The following is a 13,129-nucleotide window of genomic DNA, read 5'->3' as shown; positions in this document are numbered from 1 at the left end:
CGGACCCGCCTCACAACTGGGCGAGCAGGTCCTTGACGGTCCGCACCGGGCGGTCGCAGACGAAGCCGCGGCAGACGTACGCCGTGGCCATGCCGTCCAGCATCGGCCGGTCGGCCAGCAACGGCACCCCCGGCTGGTCGGCGGCGCCGGCCACCACCACGGCGCCCGGCGGGGCGTGCCGGACCGCGGCGACCCGCAGCGGATCGGCGGTCGGCTCCGCGGTGACCACCGCGATCTCGTACGGACCGGACAGCAGCGCCTCGCCGACCGCCGCGGCGTAGCCGGTGAACCGGGCGTGCCGGGCGACGATCGGGGCGACCGTGCCCAGCGCCCGCTCGGCCGCCTCCCGGTAGCGCGCCCGCCCGGTCAGGGCCGCGTACGCCACCAGGGCCGCCGAGATCGCCGACAGCCCGCTCGGGGTGGCGTTGTCGGTCGGGTCGGCCGGCCGGGTCACCAGCCGCTCGGCGTCGTCGGCGGTGTCGAAGAAGCCGCCGTTGTCCGCCCCGAAGTGATCCAACGCCACGTCCAGCAGCGCACCGGCGAGTTCCAGCCACCGCCCCGCGCCGGTGAGCTGGTGCACCGCGCAGAACGCCTCGGCGACGCAGCCGTAGTCCTCCAGCACACCCGGCGGGTCGCCCACCCGGCCGTGCCGGGACACCCGGCGCAGCCGGCCGGCCACCAGATGCCGCTCGGCCAGCACGTCGGCGATCCGCACCGCCGCGGCGCCGGTCACCTCGTCGCCGGTGAGCATGGCGTGCTCGGCCAGCGCCGTCACGGCGAGGCCGTTCCAGGCGGCGACCACCTTGTCGTCCCGGGCCGGCTGCGGACGCCGATCGCGGGCCGCGCGCAGCCGGCCGCGTACCTGCGACCAGCGGGCCACCACGGTCGGGTCGGCGTCGTCGATGTCCCGGGCCAGCCGCAGCACGCTGGCGCCGTCCCCGGTCCCGGCGTCGGACCCGGCGCCACCGCCGGGATGCTGCTCGAAGTTGCCCTCGGCGGTCACCCCGAACAGGTCGGCGGCCCACCGGCCGTCGTCCGCGCCGAGCGCCTCGTCGAGCTGACCGGGCGTCCATACGTACGTGGCGCCCTCCACGCCCTGCGTGTCGGCGTCCAGCGCGGAGGCGAGACCGCCCTGCGGGGTGCCCAGATCGTCAAGCATGAACGCGGCGACCTCGGCGGCAACCCGGCCGGCCAGCGGATCTTCGGTGAGCCGCCAGAGCTGCGTGTAGACCCGCAGCAGCAGCGCGTTGTCGTAGAGCATCTTCTCGAAGTGCGGCACGGTCCAGGTCGCGTCCACCGCGTACCGGGCGAAGCCGCCGGCGAGCTGGTCGTAGATGCCGCCCCGGGCCATCGCCTCGCAGGTGTGCCGGACCATCTCCAGGTCGAGCAGCACCCCGGTGCGCTGGTGGTGCCGCAGCAGGAAGAGCAGGTTGAGGTGCGGCGGGAACTTCGGCGCCCCGCCGTACCCGCCGTGCACCTCGTCGTACTCCCGGCCGAGCTGTCCGGAGGCGCCGTCGAGCAGTTCGGCGGTGAGCGGCGCCACCGGCCCGCCGACCGCCTGCGCGCCACCGACCGCCTCGACCACCGCGGCGCCCTGCTGGACCACGGCCTCCCGCTGGTCCCGCCAGGCGGTGCCGACCGACTCCAGCAGGCGCAGAAAATTGGTACGCGGGAAGTACGTGCCGCAGAAGAACGGCGTGCCGTCGGGGGTGGCGAAGACGGTCATCGGCCAGCCGCCCTGCCCGGTCATCGCCTGGGTGGCGGTCATGTAGACGGCGTCGACGTCGGGCCGCTCCTCGCGGTCCACCTTGATCGCCACGAAGTTCTCGTTGACCAGCGCGCCGACGGCCTCGTCCGAGAATGACTCGTGCGCCATCACGTGACACCAGTGACAGGCCGCGTAGCCGACGGAGATCAGCACGGGCACGTCCCGGCGTTTCGCCTCCACGAACGCCTCGGCCGACCAGGGCCACCAGTCCACCGGGTTGTCGGCGTGCTGGAGCAGGTAGGGCGACGTCGCGCTGGCGAGTCGGTTCATGGGCCAACCCTCTCACAACCGCCGGGCCCCCGGGTCCGCGCCGGCCATACCGCCAACCACCAGCGTCCGGACCCGGGCCGCGGATGATCAAGCACCGGGCCGGACGCGACAGGGTTTTTTGAGTACGCACCACTCAGGACAGCGGGCCTGCCGGTGTCTACTTTCGCCGCCATGATGTGCTCTCGATTCCTCCCCGGAACCGGTACCCGGTTCCGGTTCGCGCTGGCGGGCCTGACCCTCGGCGCCCTTCTGCTCCCCACCGTCCTCGCGTCGCCGGCCAGCGCCGAGGACGGGCGGCACGGCGGCACGCTGTCCGATCTGCGGATGTGCGACCTGTCCGCCTGCTATCTCGCGTTGTCGGTCGTGGACTCCGACGGCGACGGCACGGCCGACGCCGACGAGATCGCCCTCGGCTCGGACCCGCTCGACCGGGCGAGCACCCCGCCGATGGCGCTCCTTCTGGAGGCGACCATCGGCGGCAGGCTGCCCACCTACGAGTTCGGCTACGGCACGTGGGCCCTCTTCCCGGAGGAGTTCGTCAAGGGCCTCGAAGACAGGTGGTACGCCAGCGGCGGGTCGGGCCTCCCGTCGGAGGTCTTCGGGATTCCCACCCGCCGGGACAGCCTCGCGCTTGCCGGGATCGACGACGGGCTGCTCAAGGGCCTCGGCATCGAGGCGCCCTGGCTGACCGGCCTGTCCTTCGGCCTGTCCGCCGGCGGCGGCTCCGGCAGGGACATGGGGATCGACCTCGGCCGGTTCGACGGCAGCTGGTACGGCGCGTACGACGGGGTGACCGCGTGGTGGGGCGCAAGCCACGGCGGGGTGTCGAACACGACCACCGACCACGGAACGACGTACACCGAGTACGGCGACGGCTCCTCGTCGGTGACCCGGGAGGGCACGCCGGGGTGCGACGTCATCTGCACGTCGAGCAGCAGGACGGAGTACTACGACGCGGACCTGAACACGGTCGGATCGTCCACCGACGAGGCGTACTACGACCTGAACGGCAAGTACCACACCGACCGGACGCAGCGCGACAAGGACGGGAACGTCGTCAAGGAGACGCACACCACCCACGAGAAGAACGAGCAGGGCGGCACGACGATCAACAAGGACACCACCGAGCAGCAGCAGGACGAGAACGGCAAGGTCACCGGTACGGCGAAGAGTCACACGGAGAAGTCGACCGACGCGCAGGGCAACCAGAACTCCGCCACCACGACCCAGAAATGCGACGCCAACGGCGAGAACTGCACCGACGGGATGACCACCGGTGACGAGCCCACCAGCCTGGCGCTGCCCGGCACGGCCTGGCTCTCGCACCGGGAGGCGGCCGCCGCGCTGGACAAGCTGTTCACCATGAAGGGCGTCACGGTCACCCCGGTGCAGGACGCGCCGGACGTGATCGGCGTGCTGACCGACGACGACGTGAACGCGGTCCTGCACCGACGGGATCTGGTGTCCCTGTTCTCGGGCGACAACCTCGACACCCCCGTCGGGGCGATCGTCGTCGGGACCGGCTGGAACACCGCCGGCCCTGAGACCCGCCCCGACCTGCCCAGCCCGCGGGACGCGGCACCCGGCGGCGGGCACCCGGCGGCGGCTGCTCCGCCGGTGGCGGTTCGTGCTGAGGTGCGCTACCCGATCCCGATCCCGGACCGGGCGAGGTCGCTCCGCGAGGTGATCCCGAGCTTCGCATAGGCGCGGGACAGGTGGTTCTCCACCGTCCGCACCGACAGGACCAGCCGCCTGGCGATCTCGGCGTTGTTCGCCCCGGCCGCCGCGAGTTCGGCGACGAGGCGCTCCCGGGCGGTCAGCGGGTCGGTGGACGCGGGTGACCCGGCCAGCAGTGGAGTGGCCGGGTCACCCACCTCGTGTGCGAGTTCGTCGGCCCGTCGCCGGGCCGCAGCGGCGGCCCGGCCCGACGCGCACCGGGACGCCGCTGCCGCGGCCTCCGCCGCGTACAGGGCCGAACCGACCGCCTCGAAGGCCGCCGCGGCCTCCAGCAGGATCCCGGGGTCGGCCCGTTCCAGCCCGCCGGCCAGGGTCAGGCGTGCCGAGCCGATCGGGGACCGCACGGCGAGCGCGGCCAGCCGGGCGCGTACCCCGGCACCGTCGTGCATCCGGAGGCGTTCGTGGAGAATCCACGACTCGGCCGCCACCGCCCGTTCCCGCGCGGCCGTGTCCTGGCCCTGCCGCAGCAGGTCGCGGGCCACGGCGTGCTGGCCCGCGGCCCGCGCCGCCCAGCCGAGGGCGATCGGGACGGTGTGCCGCAGGAACCCCAGGCCCGCCTCGGGTGATTGCAGGTGCGCCACCCACGCCGGATCCGCGGGCAGGCCGCGTGAGCCGTACGCCACGGTCAGCACGCTGAGGCAGACCCGGGTGCAGTCGGTCATCCCGGCGGCCGTCGCCGTCACGAGGCTGCGCCGCGCCCAGAGCGCCGCCTCGTCCAGATGCCCGGACTGAAGCCGGGCCGCGGCCACGCAGAGGGCGGCCCAGGCGCGTTCGAAGACGACGCCGTCGGCCAGCGCGCCGTCGTGGGCGCGCTCGGCCGTGCGGGCCGCGTCGGCCAGCCGGCCGTGCTCGCGCAGGGCGTGGCTCGCGTAGACGAGCAGCTTGTCGCGCGTCCCGGCGTCCGCCTCCGGCCCGGCGTCCGCGATCTGGCCGAGCAGTTCCTCCACGACGGCGACCGCCTCGCCGGTCCGTCCAACATGGGCCAGGGCGTTGCTGCGGCTCGTGGCCAGCATGGTCCGTACCGGCAGCGGCAGTCCGGCGCCGTCCCCGATGACGGCCGCAATGGCCAGCGCCTCGTCCGGCAGCCCCGCGTACGCCAGGGCGTCGGCCTCGGCGACCGCGAACAGGACCCCGACCGGCGCCCCGGCGCCGTACCTCGCGGACTGCTGGCGTAGCACCTCCCGGGCGGCGGGCAGGTCGTAGCGGCCCCAGAGGATCACCTTGTGCAGGGTCACGGCGAGCAGGGCCGCGTCCGGGCCGGGCGGGGTGGCCGCCAGCGCGTCGCGCAGGACGGTCACCGCCTCCCCGGTGCGCCCGGTCTCCCAGAGGGTGACCGCCAGGACGAGGGCGGCGCCGGCGGCAACCTCCGGGTGGGCGGCGCGACCGTCGGGCACCCGGTCGAGGCACGCCCGGGCCAGCCGCACCGCGACCTCGGTCGCGCCGCCCGCGGCCGCGACCCGCGCCGCGTCCAGCAGCCGCCCCGGCGCCACGGCCTCGCCGGCGTCCAGGCTCAGCACGGTGCACCGCACGTCGTCGTGCGGCGCGAGCCGCCGGGTGACCGCGAGGTGCTCGCGGAGCACCGCCCGCCGCCGGCCGGGCGACAGCCCGTCCCACAGCACCTCGGCGAACAGCGGATGGACGAACCGCACGGTCTCGGCCGTCCAGACGGCGATCCCGTGCGCGACCAGTTGCTCGGCCCCGGCGAGGTGCCCGGCCTGCTCGACCTCGCCGTCTGTCGCCCGCCCGGTGGCGGCCAGGAACCGGGCGGCCTCGACGGCCTCGACGGGCAGGCCCGAGAGGCGCGCCGGCAGCAGGCTGCGCAACCCGGTCGGGACCGGCAGCGGACCGACGGCGTGCCAGCCGGCCGCCGAGCGGCGTACCGCGCCGCAGCGGCGTGCGCCGTCGAGCAACTGGGTGATGAACAGCGCGTTCCCGCTGGTACGGCGCCACACCTCGTCGACCACCCCGGCGTCCACGGGGCCGCCGAGCAGCAGGTCGACGAGTTCCTCCGTCGCCCTGCGGTCGAACGGCGCGACGGGCAGGACGACGGTGTTCGGCGACGCCGCGAGTTCGGCCACGGCGGGCGGCACCCGACCGTCGACGGTGCGGACCGTGCCGACCAGCGTGCGCCCGCCGTCGCGGGCGACCCGCACCGCGACGGCAAGCGAAACCTCGTCGCACCCGTCCAGGTCGTCGACCGCGAGCACCGCCGCGGCCGGGACCGCGCGGAGCACCTGCGCGACCATCCGGGCCAGCGACGTCGTCGCCGGTTCGACCAGATGCGACAGGGCCGCCAGCGGGACGTGCGACAGCCCCCGCGTGCCCCAGGCACGAACGGCGGGAAGCGCCGCGGCCACGGCGTCGAGCAGCCGCGTCTTTCCCACCCCGGCCGCGCCGACGACCAGCACCACATCCGTCCGTGGATCCCGCACCGCGTCAAGGACGTCAGCGAACTCCCGCGCCCGCCCGACCATCGTCATGCCGGGATCATCGCGCACCTGCGCCGCTGTGCGCCAAGCCGGCCGCCAGCGGGCGTTGCGGCGGCGATCACGACCGCCAGCGGGCGTTGCGGCGGCGGTCACGGCCGCCGGGAGGTCAGGAGACGCCGTCGGCGCGCAACGGCAGGACGCGCGCCTGGGCCGAACTCAGCAGCGACCGCAGCACGGTCACGATCTTGTCGGCCGGCATCGGCTTGAAGAAGTGGTACCCCTGGGCGGAGGTGCAGCCGAGCTGCGCCAGCGCGGCCCGCTGGTCGGCCGTCTCCACCCCCTCGGCCACCACCCGCAGACCCAGTTCCCGGGCCAGGTGCACGGTGATCCGCACGATGGCCGCCGCCTCGGCGGAGTCGGCCATCCGCATCACGAACGAACGGTCCACCTTGAGTTCGTCCACGGCGACCCGGGCCAGGAAGGTCAGCGAGGAGAAACCGGTGCCGAAGTCGTCGACCGCGAGCTGCACGCCGAGCGCCCGCAGCGCGGCCAGCACCTCGTCGATGACCTCAAGCTCGCTCATCACCACGGTCTCGGTGATCTCCAGTACCAGCCGGTGCGCCGGAACCCGGTGCCGGCGCAGCGACTCGGCGATCTCCGCCGGCAGCCGCGGGTCGAGCAGGCTGCGGGCCGAGACGTTTATGGAGATCGGTACGTCGAGTCCGTGCCGGGCCCATTCGGCGGCCACCCCGAGCGCCCGGTCCAGAACGTACCGGGTGAACGCTCCCAACAGTTCGCTGTTCTCCACCGCCCGCACGAAGTCGGCCGGCCCGAGCATCCCGCGGCGCGGGTGGCTCCACCGGATGAGCGCCTCCACCCCGGTCGGTGCGCCGGTGCTCAGGTCGACCGCCGGCTGCAACGCCAGCACGAGCTGGTCGGAGCTGTCCAGCGCCTCGCGCAGCTCGGCGAGCAGGGCCAACTGGTCGGTGCTGGCCGCGTCCCGGGCGCTGTCGTACGAGGCGACGCTGCCGCCGCCGTCCTTCGCCTGGTACATCGCGATGTCGGCGCGGCGCAGCAGTTCCGTCATGTCGGCCGAGCCGGCCGTCGCGGAGACCACCCCGACGGACGCCTCCACGGACATCCGGACGCCGGCCACCTCCGTCGCCTCGGTGAGCGTCTCGACGATCTCCCGGGCCCGGCGGATCGCGTGCGGCAGTGAGCCGGGTCGACCGGTGGCCGGCGGGGCGGTCAGCAGCAGCGCGAACTCGTCGCCGCCGAGCCGGCCCAGCAGTTCGCCGGGCCGGGTCAGCCCGGACAGCCGGGCGGCGGTGATCTGGAGCAGCTCGTCGCCGGCCGCGTGGCCGAGCGTGTCGTTGACCTCCTTGAAGTGGTTCAGGTCCAGCAGCAGCAGCGCCACCGGATGATCCCGGGGCAGGCCGCGCAGCAGGGCGTCGCCCTGGGCCAGCATCGCCGACCGGTTGCACAGCCCGGTCAGGGCGTCGTGCCGGGCCTCGTAGCTGGAGCGTTCCGCCAGAACCCGCAGCTCCTGGTGGGTCGCGGCGTCGTGCAGCGCGGCGCCCAGCGCGTCGGCGAACGCCGACAGCGCCGCCTGGTCCCGCAGCCCGGGATCGACGGCGGCCGGCAACCGTACCCGCAGCTCGCCGACGTGCACCGCGCCGACGGTGAGGGAGCGGTTCAGCTCCCGGTCCCGGCCGTCGGTGTCCGGAGCCGGCCCGGCGGGGCCGGCCGGTTCGGCAAACCTCCAGCCGCCCGGTCCGCGGGCACGCCGGTCCGGCAGCCAGGACATGCTCTGATCGGAGCGGGACTGCGCGGGTATCGCCTCGTCGGCCACCTCGCCCGTGCCGTCGCCGTGGTACCGGCGCCACTGGCCGTCCAGCCGGGCCACGTCGATCGACACCCGGTCGGCACCGAACAGGGCCAACGCCCCGGTCACCCCGGCGGTCGCCACCCCGCGCTCGTCGAGCTGGTTGAGCGCACCGGTGGCGTCGGCGAACGTCCGCCAGATCCGCCGCTCGTCGTCGGCGCGCAGCCGGTGGCAGTACGTCTGTTGCAGCAGCCACAGGGCCGGCGGGAGCAGCAGCAGCCAGCGGGGTTCCGCGGTCAGCATCGTCACCACCGCGAGACCCACCAGGACGTTGCCGACGAACATCAGCAGCTTGCCGTGCAGGGTCGGCAGGAACAGCGTCCCGACCGGGACGTCCTGCCGGACGGCCATGGTGATCGAGGCCAGCCCGACGGTGACCAGCAGGTAGACCGAGGCGCCCAGCGCCATGGCCAGGGCCGACCGCGGGGTCGGGGACTGCCCGACCGGATCGGCCAGCCAGGTGGTGACGGCGGTGCCGAGCGCGGCGCCCAGGGTCAGCGACGCCGCCACCCGCAACACCTCGACCGGGGGGCGGCGCTCGGAGACCACCGACAGCATGGTCCAGGCGACCGCCGAGCCGGCGAAGACGGCCAGCGGCACCAGCCCGGCCGGCACCAGGTAGAGCGCGACGAGCAGCGCGGCCTCGCCCCACGCGACGTTGATGGTGCCGCTGGCCACCTTGAACCGCAGCCGGGCGAGTTGGGCGAGCGCGACCGTGGCGGCCGCCGCGGCCAGCCGGAGCCCGGCGGTCCGGGTGTCGCCGTCCGGCCCGGGGTCGCTGGCAAGGCCGACGGCCACGGCGCCGAGGGCGGCGGCGAGCAGGACGGCGGTGAGCACGAGCGAACGCCGGGACAGCTCGGTCAGCCCGGCCCAGCGCAGGGCCGGGTGGTGGCCCACCTGCGGATCCCGGCGGTCCGTCGGGACCAGGCCGGTCACGGCGTCGCCTCCGGCCTGGTCACGGCCTTGCCTCCGGCCTGCTCACGGCGTCGCCTCCGGCCGGCTCGGGGGCCGGTCGGGGCTGCCGGGCCGAGCAAACAGCCGGGCGCCGAACGGAACGAACATCGGCGCCCCCTTTCCGCGCACGGTGCGGGAACGATCGGTCCCCCGGCGGAAGGCTAAGCCAAACGCCGAGGGGGCAACAGGGGGCCAGACCGGGCAGATAGATGAATCATGGCGTCGGACGACCGCCGCTGCCCAGCTCATCGGGGTTGGCGGGGGCGTCGGAAGATTCATCCGACGCATTTTGCTCGGCCCGCCCGTCGACCGGTCCGGCACCGGTCCGTTGGTCCGGGAACCGGTCCGGCAGCCGCCGCAGCCGCGCGTTCATGTTGCGGATCAGCAGCACCGTGGCGACCGCCAGCACCACGATCAGGAAGAGGCCCATCGGACCGGCCAGGCCGCCGGACCGGGTGTCCCCGAAGTTGTTCTCCGCGAGCACCTGCATGGTGCGCAGCATCTCTGTCGTCCTCCGAACGCCGGCTGGTCAGGCCCGATCCCGAAACGGTCGGGCGCATCGCCACCACCGTACGCCCGGCGCCGTCAGCGAGCGTGGTCCGTACCGCGTACCCCGGCGAACAGGTCGGTCTCCGGCTTGTCGGTCTCGACCAGCGAACGCACGAGCTGGAAGTCCTCGGTGGGCCAGGCCCGCCGCTGGACCTCCATCGGCACGTGGAACCAGAACCCGTCCGGGTCCACCTGGGTGGCGTGCGCCCGCAACGCGTCGTCGCGCACCGGGAAGTACTCGGAGCAGTCGACCCGGGTGGTGATCCGCGAGCCCTTGTCCGTGCGGTCGCCCCAGCGCTCCAGCCAATCCGCGTACGGCGACTCCAGCCCGGCCGCGAGCATCGCCTCGTGCAGCGCGATGACCTTGCCGCGGGAGAAGCCCACGTCGTAGTAGAGCTTCAGCGGCTGCCACGGCTCGCCCAGCTCCGGATAGCGGGCCGGGTCGCCGGCCGCCTCGAAGGCCGCCACCGAGACCCGGTGGGTCATGATGTGGTCGGGGTGCGGGTAGCCGCCCTCCTCGTCGTACGTGGTGATCACGTGCGGCCGGAACTCGCGGATGAGGCGGACCAGCGGCCCGGCCGCGACGTCCACGTCCTGGAGCGCGAAGCAACCCTCCGGCAGCGGCGGCAGCGGGTCCCCCTCCGGCAGCCCGGAGTCCACGAAGCCCAGCCAGGCCTGCTCGACGCCGAGAATGGCCCGCGCCGCGTCCATCTCCGCGCGCCGGATCTCCGCGATGTTCGCCCAGATCTCCGGTCGGTCCAGCTTCGGGTTGAGCACGCTGCCCCGCTCGCCCCCGGTGCACGTCGCGACGAGGACGTTTACGCCCTCGGCAACATACTTGGCGGTCGTCGCCGCGCCCTTGCTGGACTCGTCGTCCGGATGGGCGTGTACCGCCATCAGACGCAGTTGCTCTGCCAACTCCGGTGCTCCCTCGTCGCTTCCGGTGCGTACCGCATGCGGCCGGCCGTCGGTCCTGCCCGGCCGCCGGTCCTGACCTGGCCGTCGGTCCCGGCCCGGCCGCTGTCCTGCCTGGCCGGCCCCGCCCCGGCCGGCTCGGAGCCGGGACCGGGCTGAGATGATGGGCCTCTGCCATTCTTGCCGATGCCACCGACGACAACCGTAGGAGACCGCCTCCGGTGAGCGAGACGCACGCCACAACCGCACCGTCGGCCCCGGTATTCCCGCCCGGCCGGTACGGTCGGCGGCGTGCGCCCGGCGGTCGCCGCCAGCGCTGGCTGGCCGTCGCGTTCGCGGTGCTCCTCGTGGCGCTGCTCGGCCTGGTCGCCACCCGGCTCTACCGGCAGTACGGCGACCCGGACTACCGGGCCGAGGTGATCACCTACACGGAGATCACCGACCGGCAGGTGGTGATCGATTTCCGGGTCACGGTGCCGCCCGGCGGCTCCGCGGTCTGCCTGCTGCGGGCCAGATCCCGGGACGGGGTCCAGGTCGGCGAGGCGCAGGTGCCGGTTTCGGCGGCGCCCGGCGAGCGGCATCTGCGGGTCCGGCACCGGTTGGCCACCACCGCCCGGCCGCTGCTCGGCGAGGTGCTGCGCTGCCGTCCGGACGCCTGACCGGCGGCTTCGGAAATTCGCAACCGGCACCATAGGCGGCGGACCCAAAGCGGACCCAAATCCGAAAAACGCGTTCGTACGGAGCGTGTAGTGCACTGGTAACTTGGTAATTCGTCCCTGTCCACCGCAGTCCAACCGAGGAGATCGCCTGTGTCCACGACCGATCGCGAAGGCGCCACCTGGCTGTCGCAGGACGCGTACGACCGGCTGCAGGCCGAACTCGACGAGTTGATCGCCGCCCGGCCGGCCGTCGCAGCAGAAATCAACGAACGCCGCGAGGAGGGCGACCTGCGGGAAAACGGCGGGTACCACGCGGCGCGGGAGGAGCAGGGCAAGCAGGAGGCCCGGATCCGCTATCTCCAGGAACTGCTGCGCCGTGCCCAGGTCGGCGAGGCGCCGAAGGCCGATGCCATCGCGCCCGGCACGGTCGTGACGATTTATTTCGACGACGACAAGGACGACACCGAGACGTTCCTGCTCGGTTCCCGCGAGATCGCCGCGACCACCGATCGCACGGTGTACAGTCCCGAATCCGCCCTCGGTCAGGCCATTCTCGGCACCCGATCCGGGCAGACGGTGACCTACACCGCGCCCAGTGGCGCGGACATCAAGGTGACCGTCGTCAGCTTCGAGCCGTTCGGCAGCTGATTCCCGGAGCACGGCATCGCCGGGCCGGCCCTCAGACCGGCTCGGCGATGCTCACCTGATAGCCGCTGGCGCGCAGCGCCCGCACCAGTCGATCGGAGTGTTCGGCGCCTCGGGTCTCCACCGACAGCGCCACCCCCACCTCGCCGAGCCGCAGGTGCGGATCGTGCCGCTGGTGTTCGACGTCGACCACGTTGCCCCGGTGCTCGGCGATCTGGCTCAGCAGCGACGCGAGCTGACCGGGCCGGTCCGAGCAGCGCACGGTCAGCCGCAGGTACCGGCCGGCCGCCGCCAGCCCGTGCTCGATCACCCGCAGCAGGAGCAGCGGGTCGATGTTGCCGCCGGAGAGCACCACCACGGCCGGCGTCTCGACCCGGACGGCCCCGCTGATCAGCGCGGCGACGCCCACCGCACCGGCCGGCTCGACCACCTGCTTGGTCCGTTCGAGCAGCATGAGCAGCGCCCGGGAGATGTCCTCCTCGGAGACCGTCACGACCTCGTCGACCAGCTTTGCCACGTGCGCGAAGGTGAGGTCGCCGGGGCACCCGACGGCGATCCCGTCGGCGATCGTCGAGTACGACGGCAGCCGGACCGGCGCACCGGCCCGCAGCGACGGCGGGAACGCTGCCGCGCCGTCGGCCTGCACCCCCACGAGGCGGACGTCCGGCCGGACCGCCTTGGTCGCCACCGCCAGCCCGGAGATCAGTCCGCCGCCACCGATCCCGGCGATGATCGTGCGCACGTCCGGGCACTGTTCCAGGATCTCCAGGGCCAGGGTGCCCTGGCCGGCGATCACGTCGCGGTGGTCGAAGGGGTGGATGAACACCGCGCCCGTCCGCTCGGCGAACTCGCGCGCGGCCAGCAGCGACTCGTCCACCGTCGCGCCGGCAAGCTCCACCCGGGCGCCGTACCCCTTGGTCGCCGCCACCTTCGGCAACGGCGCGTTGATCGGCATGAAGACGGTCGCGGCCGTACCCACCAGGCCGGCCGCCAGCGCGACGCCCTGGGCGTGGTTGCCGGCGCTGGCGGCCACCACGCCGCGGGCACGCTCCGCCGGGCCCAGCCGGGAGATCCGCACGTACGCCCCGCGCACCTTGTACGAACCCGCGCGTTGCAGGTGCTCGCACTTCAGCCAGACCGGGCCCCCGAGCGCGGCGGTCAGCGGCCGGGACGGCTCCAGCGGGGTGGTCCGGGTCACCCCGGCGAGCAGGTCCCGGGCGGCCCGCACGTCGGCCAGGTCAACCAGCTCCGTCATGCCCCGATGGTGCCACTTCGGAAAACGCCGGTCGTCTCGGGTGGCACCGGCGGTGGCCGCCAC

Annotated in this window: 9 protein-coding genes; 3 read left to right on the top strand and 6 right to left on the bottom strand. The window is 73.9% G+C overall.

Annotation, left to right across the window (positions count from 1 at the left end; translation table 11 throughout):
- Positions 1-10 precede the first annotated feature (10 nt).
- Positions 11-2,038, bottom strand: coding sequence for a thioredoxin domain-containing protein (locus tag CIK06_RS05100; protein WP_095563850.1), 2,028 nt, complete (start codon positions 2,036-2,038; stop codon positions 11-13).
- A gap of 171 nt (positions 2,039-2,209) precedes the next feature.
- Between CIK06_RS05100 and CIK06_RS05095 the strand changes: the two genes are divergently transcribed.
- Positions 2,210-3,742, top strand: coding sequence for a thrombospondin type 3 repeat-containing protein (locus tag CIK06_RS05095; RefSeq protein ID WP_157756603.1), 1,533 nt, complete (start codon positions 2,210-2,212; stop codon positions 3,740-3,742).
- Here CIK06_RS05095 and CIK06_RS05090 read toward each other — a convergent pair.
- From CIK06_RS05090 to mca, 4 genes are all read right to left on the bottom strand, one after another.
- A complete protein-coding gene (locus CIK06_RS05090) occupies positions 3,679-6,255 on the bottom strand; it encodes a helix-turn-helix transcriptional regulator (protein WP_095563848.1) in 2,577 nt (858 codons plus the stop codon). The two genes, CIK06_RS05095 and CIK06_RS05090, sit on opposite strands and share 64 nt — an antisense overlap.
- A 115-nt stretch (positions 6,256-6,370) precedes the next feature.
- On the bottom strand, positions 6,371-9,016 hold the full coding sequence (locus tag CIK06_RS05085) for a putative bifunctional diguanylate cyclase/phosphodiesterase (RefSeq protein ID WP_369916174.1): 2,646 nt from the start codon (positions 9,014-9,016) through the stop codon (positions 6,371-6,373).
- A gap of 241 nt (positions 9,017-9,257) precedes the next feature.
- Positions 9,258-9,545: a hypothetical protein gene (locus CIK06_RS05080; RefSeq protein ID WP_095563847.1), complete on the bottom strand. Its 288-nt coding sequence runs from the start codon at positions 9,543-9,545 to the stop codon at positions 9,258-9,260.
- 83 nt (positions 9,546-9,628) lie between these two features.
- A complete protein-coding gene (gene mca, locus CIK06_RS05075; protein ID WP_198348272.1) occupies positions 9,629-10,489 on the bottom strand; it encodes a mycothiol conjugate amidase Mca in 861 nt (286 codons plus the stop codon).
- Positions 10,490-10,728: 239 nt separating this feature from the next.
- Here mca and CIK06_RS05070 point away from each other — a divergent pair, with 239 nt between their 5' ends.
- Positions 10,729-11,166, top strand: coding sequence for a DUF4307 domain-containing protein (locus CIK06_RS05070; protein WP_095563845.1), 438 nt, complete (start codon positions 10,729-10,731; stop codon positions 11,164-11,166).
- Between the two features lie 150 nt (positions 11,167-11,316).
- Positions 11,317-11,814 carry a transcription elongation factor GreA gene (gene greA / locus CIK06_RS05065; protein WP_095563844.1) on the top strand — a complete coding sequence of 166 codons (498 nt, stop codon included), beginning with the start codon at positions 11,317-11,319 and terminating at the stop codon, positions 11,812-11,814.
- A 31-nt stretch (positions 11,815-11,845) separates the two neighbouring features.
- Here greA and ilvA read toward each other — a convergent pair whose 3' ends face one another.
- Entirely contained in the window at positions 11,846-13,066 is a 1,221-nt protein-coding gene (gene ilvA, locus CIK06_RS05060) for a threonine ammonia-lyase (RefSeq protein WP_095563843.1), read from the bottom strand.
- Positions 13,067-13,129: the final 63 nt, after the last annotated feature.

It is taken from the genome of Plantactinospora sp. KBS50, assembly GCF_002285795.1.
Taxonomy (GTDB): domain Bacteria; phylum Actinomycetota; class Actinomycetes; order Mycobacteriales; family Micromonosporaceae; genus KBS50.
Note: the sequence above shows the minus strand (reverse complement) of the source record. Positions and strands in the feature narration are given on the sequence as shown.